Annotated in this window: 9 protein-coding genes; all 9 read right to left on the bottom strand. The window is 42.4% G+C overall.

The genetic code is table 11. The features are described 5' to 3' along the window. Positions 1-1,162: hypothetical protein (locus ACWIZX_RS09450; protein WP_448335582.1), on the bottom strand; the 1,162-nt coding region annotated here is incomplete at its 3' end. 10 nt (positions 1,163-1,172) lie between these two features. Next, complete coding sequence (locus ACWIZX_RS09455; RefSeq protein ID WP_448335602.1) at positions 1,173-2,360, bottom strand: glycosyltransferase family 2 protein; 1,188 nt, start codon at positions 2,358-2,360, stop codon at positions 1,173-1,175. A 50-nt stretch (positions 2,361-2,410) separates the two neighbouring features. Further along, a complete protein-coding gene (locus tag ACWIZX_RS09460) occupies positions 2,411-3,703 on the bottom strand; it encodes an ABC transporter ATP-binding protein (RefSeq protein WP_448335583.1) in 1,293 nt (430 codons plus the stop codon). After that, positions 3,700-4,584: an ABC transporter permease gene (locus tag ACWIZX_RS09465; RefSeq protein WP_448335584.1), complete on the bottom strand. Its 885-nt coding sequence runs from the start codon at positions 4,582-4,584 to the stop codon at positions 3,700-3,702. The genes ACWIZX_RS09460 and ACWIZX_RS09465 overlap by 4 nt, the downstream gene beginning before the upstream one ends. A 7-nt stretch (positions 4,585-4,591) precedes the next feature. After that, the gene (locus ACWIZX_RS09470; protein ID WP_448335585.1) at positions 4,592-6,157 is read right to left on the bottom strand and encodes a sialidase family protein; all 1,566 of its coding nucleotides are present in this window, start codon (positions 6,155-6,157) and stop codon (positions 4,592-4,594) included. Then, positions 6,158-8,845, bottom strand: coding sequence for a sialidase family protein (locus tag ACWIZX_RS09475; protein ID WP_322791788.1), 2,688 nt, complete (start codon positions 8,843-8,845; stop codon positions 6,158-6,160). It lies immediately after the preceding gene. Next, a complete protein-coding gene (locus tag ACWIZX_RS09480; protein ID WP_448335586.1) occupies positions 8,838-9,884 on the bottom strand; it encodes an acyltransferase family protein in 1,047 nt (348 codons plus the stop codon). The genes ACWIZX_RS09475 and ACWIZX_RS09480 overlap by 8 nt, the downstream gene beginning before the upstream one ends. 13 nt (positions 9,885-9,897) lie before the next feature. Then, positions 9,898-11,652, bottom strand: a complete 1,755-nt coding sequence (locus ACWIZX_RS09485) for a bifunctional sulfate adenylyltransferase/adenylylsulfate kinase (protein WP_448335603.1) — start codon at positions 11,650-11,652, stop codon at positions 9,898-9,900. 94 nt (positions 11,653-11,746) lie between these two features. After that, positions 11,747-12,739 carry an NAD(+) synthase gene (gene nadE / locus ACWIZX_RS09490; protein WP_322791791.1) on the bottom strand — a complete coding sequence of 331 codons (993 nt, stop codon included), beginning with the start codon at positions 12,737-12,739 and terminating at the stop codon, positions 11,747-11,749. Positions 12,740-12,755 lie beyond the last annotated feature (16 nt).

The following is a 12,755-nucleotide window of genomic DNA, read 5'->3' on the forward strand; positions in this document are numbered from 1 at the left end:
CAGAAAAGGCGCCTGCCAACAATAATACAAAAATTGTATAAAAAATTTTTTGGGTTTTTGATATGGGTGTTATTTGGATAATTGAAGCGGCTATCAGAAGCCAGATTGCCACGAGCAAGGGGGATAGAATTCTGTCATCTAATGGGGTGTTGGCATCAACAAATGAAATGGAGGCAATGAGGAAAAGAGGGTAAACCAACGCAAAGGTAGATAAAAGCCCCTTGAGCCATTGTCCTTCTTTTCTGATGATGCTTTGCCGTGTTCGAAGAATCAACAAACAAGTTATGATAATTGCGCTAATGATTCCAGTCTTCACAAGTCCCGGCAAACTAACTGGTATCAAGAACCAGCCTGCTATCGTATCCAATCCTTGTTGAAAATGAGCGCGAGTTATTGGATGGAATTCCAAACCGCGGTTGGCAATGTTGCCGCTGATCCTCAAATTACGAATGATCCATACGCAAAAAACAGACAACCCCGGCAAAGCAACCCGTAGACTTTCCTTTAGTCGAACCGAAAAATTTCCTGGTGTCAAAATAAAAACTGCAATAACAGCAGAAGCAATGAAGGCTAACCCACTGTAGCGTGTAAGCGCGGAAAAACCTAATACAGTGCTACCAACAAGGATCAAGCCGTTTTTCGAGTGAGCAACCCCGTGGGAGATCAGCAATAAACCACCAAAACCCGTCAAAAGGAATAATGCTTCAGACCAGGCCATAAGGTGAATGGTAAGAAAGGCGTTGCTGAAGGCGAGAGGAAATAAAAGGAATAAACCTAACGAGCGTGCCTCAGTTAAAAAGCGACGCAGAATCAACCAAAAGATTGTCAAGTTGCCTGCCAACAAAAATACATGCAGCCATCGGCTGGTTTGAGGAATTGTTCCGCCAAACATCCCACTTCCCGCCAGAAAGAGAGGATAAAGAGGGGGGTAAAAGGTTAAGCTTTGACCGGGAGAAATTCCAAAGGGAACTGTCAGTCCTTTTCCAGAGAGCAAGTTGTTTGCCACGCCGATATAAGTCGCGGAATCTGGTGATGTGCCTATTCCCCAGCGAGTTGTATAAAGTATAGTTCCACCGATTGTAAGTATCAGTATTACAAGGAAAAGAGGATGTATGATTTTGTTGTTATTAAGAAATGATGATGAATTCTTGGTTATCTGCATTTTACAATTCTTAATTTTTGAAAACTTTGTTCGAGATTTGTTTTAATACAGTAACCAATACGCCGCGATTAAGCAACCAAGTTGGATCGTATTGAATCCCTTTCCATATATTCCTTTTGATCAGGAAGTAGTTATTTGTTTCAACTCCAATGAAAACATGTTCCATGTGAAGACGCGCTATCATTGTGTTTTTCAATTTTCTTAATTTTGAATTAGTTGGAAGAAGTTTGGAAAAAAGTTCTTCCGTGAATTTGATTGCTGACTCAATAGAATTTTTTGGGGTGTAATTACGAACAATTTCCTCAACCAAGCGTTGATCCTCGATTATTGACGGGAACAGGCTTTGACTACGCTTGAGAAATTTTTGTGCTTCATTAAAATCTTCGTTATAAAAGCCAAGTATGGCGGTTCTTAAGTAATCCCTTGATACTGTGTAAAGAAATTCTGAAGACATATTGTGTGAACCAAAGCGCCTGATGCCTGCGCGTTCAAGGGCAATGGTTTTATTTCTTAATTGTTGATAGCGTTTGGTGTAACTGACTGATTGAGGATGTTGGCGATAGTGATAAAGCACCTCATCGAGATTATATAAATTTGTTATCTCACCCATCCGTAAACAGAGATCGTAATCTTCTGAGTAGCTCATATCTTCAGTAAAAAAATATCCAGCTTGTTCAAAATACCTACGATTAATTACAAATGTTGGCCCGCAGATACACATGTGATCTAAAAGAGTTGTTTGTATTTCATCGTTTTCCACAAGAGTATAGGCTTCTCTGAGCCCGTTGCCGTATTCATCAACCATTAAAACTCTGCAACCTAGCAAACCAATTTCTGAATGTTCTTCTAAATAAGAAATTTGCTTTTCAAGTCTTTGTGGTATAGATACGTCGTCAGCGTCTTGTCGGGCAATAATTTCTCCTCTGGCAATTTTCAATGCGGCGTTAAGAGCTTGACTGGTCCCATAATTAACTGGAAATCGGAAGGCAATTATTCTGTTATCCAAATCCTGATATTTTTTGAGAATATTCCATGTCGTATCATTCGAACCATCATCCACAATAATAAACTCGTAATCCTCATAAGTTTGATTAAGGATACTTGTAATCGCGTCCTCAAGGTATTTTTCCCCATTGTAAACACTCATGATGATACTTACCTTTGGAGAATTTTGCGATTTCGAATAATTTGACGTCATTGCCTGGTTTGCTTGGTCATATTGTGTTTCGTTCAATCTTGTGGATTGAATTATTTGTCAAAAGGGAAACCCTGGTCCAGTAACATATTATTCCAAGATAGAAATGGCCTAACTATACCCGGTTCTTTACCATACCAGCTTCCCGGCCGTGATCCCAGGTCTAAAACTTCAAACACAAGAGCGCTATCGTCTTTGTAGATAATTTTGCTGGTGTTACGTAAAACAAGAAGTGAAATCCGGTGAAATCCTTCATTCAGAAAATTTGCCGGGATATGACAAATGCTTCTGTATAATCCCGGTGCCATTTTTCTATTAATGGCTGACTTTTCATTATCAATGGAAGCGGTGGAAAAAACAACAATTTGTTGTTCGTTATACAGGTGTAAACAGATGTGAATATTAGCATCTGGCACCAAATTCCAATAGTCAATTTCTACTTCAAGTGGAACGTCCATTGAGATGAGATCAGAATTTTGATTTTTCCCCGGTCGAATTTGCATCTTTGAAATTTTGACTGAATCATTTCCTGGCGCAGTTTTAATATCGGGCCATTGTTTTAGGGTCTGTGAATTATAAGTGGATGAGAAATAACTGGAAACTACTTCGCTGGTTGGACCTTCTTTTTCTAACTTACCACTATTAATCCAAAAAACTCGCTCGCAGAGGTTTTGAACAGCAATCATGTTGTGGGAAACAAACAAAACAGTTCGTCCTTGGCTGGCAACATCACCCATTTTTCCCAAACACTTTTTCTGAAAGGCGGCATCTCCAACTGCAAGCACCTCATCCACCAATAATATTTCTGGTTCCAAGTGGGCTGCCACAGAAAATGCAAGTCGGACATACATACCACTTGAGTAGCGCTTTACTGGAGTATCAAGGAATTTTTCAACTTCGGCAAATTGGACAATTTCCTTGAATTTTTTGTCAATCTCAGCACGCTTCATTCCAAGCACTGCTCCACTGAGGTATATATTTTCCCTGCCGGTCAATTCGGGATGAAATCCTGTGCCCACTTCCAGAAGGGAACCGACCCGACCGTGAATTAATGCTCTTCCAGAAGATGGTTCGGTTATGCGGGAAAGAATTTTTAATAAAGTGCTTTTACCAGCCCCATTTTTACCAATAATTCCAATTACTTCTCCTTGGCGAATCTTGAAGGATACATCACGTAACGCCCATATGACTTCATCTTCAGTTGGATTGCGAATAGAATCAACCAGATAGCGGAAGGGAGAGGTAAAAAGCCGAAAAGGGCTTCTTTTACCTGTTTTTTGAATTTGAGATTTACCAATACGATATATTTTGGAAATATTTTCTGCTTGAATTACAATATCGCTCATAAAATATCCACCACATTTCTTTCAGTTCGACGAAAGATATATGCACCACTAACCAATGCAAGGAATACTAACCCAACAGCACCCCAGAAAATCCAGCTTGGTGGATCTCCACTACCAAACAATGCCCATCGAAAACCTTGTATGACACTGGTCATTGGATTCAGTAAATAAATTAAGCGCAGCGGTTCAGGCACCTGACTGACTGGGTAAATAACCGGTGAAAGATACATTAAAGCTTGGATAAGGAAATTTACAGCAAAGGAAACATCTCGGTAACGCACTGATAAGGTCGCTAGCCATAAACCAACCGCTAAAGCATAGGCACCTGCAACAATTACCAGAAAAGGTGTCCACAACATCTCAATTCTAAGAGGTATTCGGTAAATTATGAGTGCAACTCCTATGATTAAGAAAGCGGCAGCAAAATCAACCAAACCTGAAACAGCTCCCGCAATAGGAATTACCATTCGAGGAAAATAAACTTTTGAAATTACTTGTAAATTATCAACCAGGCTTCGAGATGCCCTAATCACAGCGTTGGAAAAGTAGCCCCATGGAAGTAAGGCTGAAAGTGCGAAGAGGGGGTATGGGATTTCGTCCGAAGGGATGCCCACTATATAACCAAATACAAAGGTTAATAAAAGCATATTTAATAATGGTCTTACAAACAGCCAGGAAAGACCAAGTGCAGTTTGACGGTATGCGCCTTGAATCTCGCGCCAGATCAGAAACACAAGTAGTTCTCTGTATTCCCAAACATCAATCAGACCAAGACTTGCCCATCCTTTGGATGGTTGGATTACCGTCCAGGATTTGTCGGTTTGAATTGTTTCCATTGGATTGCGGTTGTGTTCGGTTGTTACCCTTGAAATTTGAGACATTACAACCTCAAATCTTTCTGTGAAGTATTCGATTGCGAAATATCACTACGGAAATAATAACGGCAATCGGGAAGATTATCCCCAAATAAATTGGAGAAGCCGGGTTGGATGGCGGCCTTGTGTTGCTGAAGGTGTCGGTTTGGGTAGAAGTGGGGTTGAAAAGCAAAGTTGGTGATTGAGTGCTTGCGAGTATTGGTATTTCTGTTGGAATAAGTGTCGTTGTTGGCCACGGGGTCGGAGACAGGGGAGGGGCATCCAAAATTGTTCCTGTCATTACCATGATCTCATAAATCTGGCTGCCATACCATGCAGCAACAATGGTATTCCCATTGATTATGGTAACAGCTGGATTGGTCATGTTTTCATCACCGCCATAAACTGAGGCAATGGTGGGGGGGCTCCACCGTTCCTCCCCCAGATAAACGCTATGCCATAACCCCAATCTTTCTCCATAAATATCATAACCTTCACGAACGCGATTAGCCAAAAAGGCATGTAGCCGTCCATTACTGTCAAAGGCAAATTGCACTGCCCCATTATCACCGATCAGCGAAGGAAATACATCAAAGGGTTTTGTCCATGTCTTTCCACTATCATAGGAATACATTGCTCCGCGATAGGCTCGGAATCCCCCTTCCCAAATAGTAATTAACTGACCGGTGCCAAGAAGGGCCATGTTATTCCAGTCTCGTTCATAATCATTTTGAAGCCGAACGGTCAACGGAAATGGTTCTGCCCATGTTTCACCGTTATCTTCCGAATAGGTGAAGTATATAGCCTGACCGTTTCCTGAAAGGTCCCACTCGGTCCAGGAAATATAAATACGGTTTGGCGCATCAAGCAAAATTCGAATATTGCTTCCGCCCCTATCCGGGTCGGTAAAATTATAAAGATCGCGCGTATCGGACCATGTCGCTCCTTTATCCATCGAGTTCAAGTATGTGATTGCCCGTCCTTCCAATCCGCCAGTTCCCCGCGCATAAACTATATGCAAACCCTGTTCAGCGTTGTAGGCAATATCCGCAGAATATTGTTGTCCGGTAAGATTTCTGGCCAGTTGGAGGGGTTGCGACCAGGCGTTATTATTGGTTGCTTTCCACGAAGAGGCTTGACGATAATAAAGTGCGTAATGAGGAAAGTTTGGCAAAGTCATCCAAATCAGATGAATGGTTCCAGTTTCATCAATCACACCGCGAGGAAAAATGGCAATAGGATTACCATCACTCAAAGGCGAAATATATAAATCAATTGGTTGGGTCCAAATATTTCCATTCCACGCAGAATACATGATGGTATCTGCTGCGTTTCCGGGTGTGGGGCCTGTCTTTTCAGCCCAGAATAAGTGGGCAATTCCAGCAGGATCGGCCAGTAAAAATGGATCTGTGGATGTTGCGGGAGAATTTGAAATATTGACTGGCCGCTGCCAATTGATGTCAACGGCCTGAGCCCCGGTGTGAGAGGAAGGGATCCCAAACCAGATTATGAGCAATAAACATAACGGCAAAAAAATGGAAAGTTTGCTTTTCACGTTTTTTTGATCTTGTTGGAAAAAATTGCAAAGGAAATTCAACAATTAAGTATTTAATTTGTTTAAGAATCGAAATACCAGCACCCCTGCAATAACCAGGATAGAAAAGAACATCCCAATCAAGATACCAATGGTTGGACTTAGACTTGCGGTTGGCGTGACATTGATTGGCTTTGTCGGTTCAATCATGGGTGGGGCATTTTGTTCCGTTGGGCTTGCTGGTTCGCTTGGAATTGAAGGAAAATCATTAGAAGTTGGGGGTGAAGAATCCGGAGTTTCAATCAACGGTAAATCATCCAGCGTTTGACCGGTGAAAATGAGGCGATATTCAGGCTGATTAACCGCAGAGTTGAAAATTTCCACTGGAATAATCACACCCAGATACCCATTCTCGGTTACTAAGGCATTAGGTGAGCCAAGAGCAGAAATTGAGTCGATGGTAATGTCTTTGGCCTGTTGGTTCATCCAATTAGTTTCCCAAATCAGGTGTTGCAGGGTGTAAAGATTTTCGGCCGGTTTTATAATCTGAAGTAAATGAACGCGTCCCGAGGAATCCTCTATTACAGCAGGTGCCCCAATTTTTTCACCAAAAAGCGAAAATGGTTTAATCCTTTCCCATGATTGGCCATTATTGAAAGAGTATTCATGCCATACTTCAACCTGACCGTTATTTGACTCTTGCCAAAACCGGTGAATCGTTCCATTGGCACTCACCAGAATCCGGCTCCAGAAAACCGGCAGATTACTGAGCTGACTGATCTCTACCCAGGTGCGGCCCTGATCTGTGGAGCGACTATAATACAACTCGACTGGTTGCGATCGGCTCGCATTAAACTTATACCGTTTCCAAAGGAGATGGTACTGAAGATCGCTGCCGATGCTCAGTTGCGGATCGTTCATCATTTCAATTTTCAAGGTTGCCCCATCCAAAACTTTTACTGGTTCACTCCAGGTTACCCCTCCGTCTTTGGATGTTGTGAGGTATATGCCTCGGCCTTCATTAATTGGTACAGCATAAACAACCACAATTACTCCGTTGGGATCGACCAGTATGCTTGGAGAGTCGCCGACCTGTGAAGGAGATGAAATTTTTATGGGTGGCGTCCATGAAGAAGCGATTACTGCCTGGTTGGCAGGTACAGCAGAAAAATAAATTTCCCCTTCCAAGCCATCCTTCCAAACCAAAAGCAATTTATTGGTAGCCGGATCAATGCTGGCAGATAATTGATCTAAATAACTGTTGAAGGCTCGTTGAATAGCTATTCGATTAGACCACACTCGCTGGTTCTCCCAGCGAGAATAATAAATGGTGTTTTGCGGCAATCCTAATTCTTCATCACCGGCGAGATTCCAGAAAACATGCACCCAGCCGGCTGTATCGGTAGTGGCTGTAATTGAAGTGAAACGAATATCGCTGTTATTAATTGTTTCAATTGGTTTCCACAATGAACCCTCCTGGAACCAATCACCGATATCATTCATCTTTCTCTCTTTCCACCAAATGTCTTTTCGCTCCAAATCAGATGCCACCAGATTCAGCAAACCATCACTGTCAATTGAGATTTGTTGATTGGTTAATGTCAGAAAAGTGCGGCTGTCAGCATCATATGTTTGAATCATTTCCGACTGTTGCCTTGATTCGCTCCAGCGAAGACCATTCCATGCGGTGAGTAGAATCTGGTCGCGATTACCGGTCATCAAAAGTAAATATTGATTTTGATAATTAAGCAATTCGGATGTTGTGGCACATCCCGGAACTTCTTCAAGTATTCGTCTTGGTTCACTCCAGTTAGCCCCGCCGTCTTCGGAGTATTGAAATGATTGAGAACAGCTCAAACCAGGTTGTCCATCCTGATACACCAGCAGAACTTGATCGGAAAGGTTCGCGATTTGAACATTATAAGGGGTGGTTGGACTGGGACGGGTCAACTGACTGACAATTTCTATAGGCGGCTCCCAATCATTACCTCCATTCAAGGAACGGGCAAAGAAGAGTGCTTTTAGGGGGCGATTCTCCCACGCAAGAAAAACCTGGTTTGCGCCTTCGTTGCCAGTTGCGCTAATCTGTACGTTTGCCGTATCACTATTTAATGAACGGAAATAACGAGAGGTATAAATTCTAACCGGTTGTTGCCACGTGCTGGCGTTTAAGTTTGTCTTTCGATAATAAACACCAGCAGGTCTGTTTTCGCTTTCAATTGTCAGGGCATAAGCCAAATGAACAACCCCGTCAGTATCTGTGACGGCGTCAAAGGCTGCTACACCATCCGAGATAAGTACAGGAGCGCTCCATACTCCCGAATTGCCGAGGTTATCACTATTACTCCACCGATAGTATAAATTTCCCTCGTCGTCAACCCAAAAAGCATGAATCTGATTATTGGCCCCAAGATATAGTTTGGGAACAAATACTTCGCTTGGGGAATTGACGGGTTGAGGCGTTGACCAACTGGTGCCATCGAATCGAGCGTACATTAAATCGTCGAATTCATCCAACCAGAAGATGTGGGTATTCCCTTTGGAGTCGATGACAAATGATGGAGAGCTAGATGAACCCGAAACTGACACATTAATCGGGTTTGACCAGATGTTTTCGTCCTGTGCTAAAGCATCTCTTGGCAAAAGGGCAAGGCATATCATCATTAAAAATATCAGTATATTTTTAAGCATCAAATTTTCCTTAAGAGTATGGGTAATAGGCATAAAGCAACCTTGAATAATCTGCTTACCCAAAAAGTACTCGATAAGATAATCTTCCTGCTTTTTTCTCGACGCCTTCCATGAAGAGCAAGGGGAGAAACAGCGTAATAGCACCAACCACGATTACGATCAGTATTTGAAATGACAGAATTTGTTTAAAGCCGATTGCAATTAACAGGAAGTAAAGGATATTGATAATCATCAAATTTATCAGATATAAACCATAAGATCGTTTTCCTAACCGCTCAAAAAAACGAGCGAAGGGGATCTGGTCTCTATTGATAACCAGCAATCCCAACAATCCAAATAATGGGGTGATGATTTCGATTATTGGAAGATTGGTAAAACCCAATTGTGTTGAAATTGCCAAACCCAACATCAACAAAGTGATTACAAAAACAAAAGTCGGTGACTTGCCGATTTGTTTTTTAAAAGCTTCCGAATTTAAACCGTAAATAATACCCAACGGATAAAAAATGCCCCATAATGCAATCGGCAATCGGATAATTGGTAAGGCAAAGACATTTGCCCAATTCGGGATAACTTCCCCGAATATGTCTGGTCGTAAGAGTACTACGAGAAAAGATTGATAAGACAAAAAAAGAAGAAAGACCAACCACGCTGCTTTTCGTGAAATCCAGATCAGAAAAGGTGCAAGCAGGGTAAAGAAGAAAAGCAATGGCACAAAATTGTTTGGGTAGCCCACAATCAAGGATTTCGCATAGCCAATCATTGTTTGTTGCTTATTAAATAACACATACTCTAAAAGGTAATATAACAAAGACCAAATCAAGTAGGGCAGGGCGATATACATCAAGTTGTTTGGGATTAGCCGAAACATTGACTTGAGGTTTTTTCCCTGCGCTGCATAAACAAAATAACTTGCTGCCAGGAAAAGAAATAAAGGAACAGCGAATATCCCTAATTCCTTTATCGAAATCAAAATAAACTTTTGCCATGGGGGAACAGTAATTTCTTGATTTCTGGCAAATTGCAATCCTAATGTGACGGAATGATTGATGATTACCAGAAGAATTGCAATACCACGCAGCGCAGGGAAATGACGACTCACAAAAAATTATCCTTTACTTATGCCCATTATTCGAAGACTGTGGTTCTTTTTCCAAAAATCCACGCTCCTCTAAAAATTGAATAATCCTATGGGCATTTTCAAGAGGTGAGGAGTTAACCGTTTCCAATGTGATTTCTGGGCTGATTGGTTCCTCGTAAGGATCATCAACACCTGTGAACCCCGTCAACTGACCGCGGCGAGCTTTGGCGTACAAGCCCTTAACATCTCGGCTTTCACACAGGTCAATCGGTGTATTTACAAACACTTCAATAAACTTATCGCTTCCGACCATCTTGCGAACCTCATTGCGTGCAGCCCGATATGGGCTAATTGCAGCACAAATAGCAACCCCATTATGGCGAACAAGTTCACTGGCAACAAAACCTATCCTTAAGATATTCGTATCGCGGTCTTCTCTGGAGAAACCGAGCCCTTTTGACAAATGGGTACGCACCACATCACCATCCAATAAAGTTATCTGACGTCCCCGCTCCAACAATAATGTTGTCAAAATCTCGGCAGTAGTGGACTTTCCTGACCCACTTAAACCCGTGAACCAGATGCAAAAACCCTGCTGGTGACGTGGAGGATAAACCTGTTGAAGAATCTGAGCAGTTTCCGGGCGGGTAAACCATTCGGGCAGCATGATACCCTTCTCAAGAAAATCTTCCCTTATTTGAGTTCCAGAAATGTTGAAAACACGTGCACCCTCGGGAACTTTACTGATTTCTTCGTAACGCTCCTCGTCAGCAAGATAAACCAATTCCTTGAATTCAACCGGTGCAACACCAATTTCCTCTGAATATTGAGCAAGCAGTGTTTGAGCTTCGTAAGGTCCATAGAAGGGATTCCCATAGCTATCTTTGCCAGGACCAGCATGGTCTCTACCAATAATAAAGTGGGTTGCCCCGTAATTCCGGCGGATGATGGCATGCCATAAAGCTTCTCGCGGACCAGCCATACGCATTGCCAAAGGCAACAAACTCAGCAAGGTTCGATTCGGATCGTAGTATTTATTAACCAAAGTGCGATACACTCGCACCCGCGTGTAATGATCAACATCTCCCGGCTTGGTCATTCCCACGACGGGATGAATGAGCAAACTGCCATTGACCTCTTCGGCAGCGCGTTTGGTTAATTCCTCATGAATACGGTGCATTGGGTTGCGGGTCTGAAAAGCAACAACCTTTTCATACCCCATCTTAGAGAGTTTTTCTCTAACTTCAAGAGGAGAAAGTCGTAATTCAGAAAAATCATAATTGGCAGGTAAATTGATTACTTTCATATTGCCAGAAATATAGACTTTACCCCAGTGGAGCATCTCGGAAATCAGTGGGTGACGTGGATCAGTTGTTCCCAAGACAAGACGGGCTTCCCGTTGAGCATCCCAATGAAACACCTCTTCAATTTCCATCACTGCCAGGGTGTTATTTCGTGAATCACACAAATTGATCCGATCAGCAAAAGAAGGTAGTTCTTTTTCATCAATTGGTAAGGTCACCGGGATTGGAAACAAAGTTCCGTTTTTCAGGCGCATTTCAGTAAGCACCCTTTCATAATCCTCTTTTCCCATAAATCGGTCCAAGGGGGAAAAAGCGCCTGTTGCGAGCAACTCAAGATCACATACCGAGCGAGCAGAAATTTGAACGGAAGGTAAGTGCTTGGACTCTTCAATAAGGGCTAATCTTTCTTCTCCCTGTGCCAGTAAATTGATTAATTTACCGCCAAACGGTGATATTAATTCGGTTTGAGTTTTTGTCTTCGTCATTTTTATAAAGTCCTTTGGATTTAAAAATTTCAGGGCAAGATGTGCTCGTTGAAAAGCGCCGGTAGTGTGCACACAGCTCTCACCCTGAATTGGATTAGAATGATGGGGTAAGTTGTAAGGGTGGGCGTCTCAGATATTCGGTTGTCCTCTTCTTTTGTTGAATGTCCAGTGCGATACGATTAACTTGCTCTTCGCTCAATTCGAGCTGTGCAGCAATTTCTGCTGGTGAATATCCCTTTTCAATCCCAAACCAGATCAGGTCTAGCACTTCAAAGGGGAGGCGGAAGAAAAATTCTTCCTGTGTACTGCCGGCACTATAAGTATCCGAAGTGGGAGGTCTTTGCTGAATTTCTGAAGGAATTTCAAGATATTTGGCCAGTTGATATACCTGACTTTTGAATAAATGCAATATTGGACTTAAGTCCACGCCACCATCTCCGTATTTTACAAAAAAGCCAAGATCATGCTCGTTTTTATTGGCAGTGCCTGCAACGGCATAATTTTTTCTTTCAGCATGATAGTAAAGCATAGCCATTCGAGTCCGTTGTTTAAAATTTGAAGCAGCCATAATCTGCAAGAATTCCGCGGTGGGGATTCGCTTTGTAATTTCTTCTCCATCAGGGGAAACAACCGTCAAGTAAAATACATTTAGCGTTTGTTCATCCAACAAACTACCGGGAAGTGTGATCTTGGATTTCCACGCCCCACCAAATTGAGGAACGATTCGGCGAATCGCCTCATCCCTTCTTTGGTAGCATCCCGCACCCCTCAATGCGTCGGAAATATCCTCAGTAAGGGTTTCTATTCCTAATGTTTTTGCCAATTCAAGAGCCAATTGCTTGCTTTCCGGACTGGATTCCGACTCTGGCAGAAGTATGCCAAGCACTTTTTGATTGCCTAAAGCTCGCACACACAAAGCCGCCACAACGGATGAATCAATTCCTCCACTGATACCTACTACAACGCCACGGCGATGTAGGTCGTTGAGAACCGAAGTCTTAATCCAATTAGCAATTCTCTCAGTTTCTTGCGGGGCATCTATTTGGAGTATGTTTTTCGAAAAAACGGGTTGCTTCAATATGGTCATTTTTCCTCAGAGAAAG

It is taken from the genome of Bellilinea sp. (assembly GCF_053501535.1).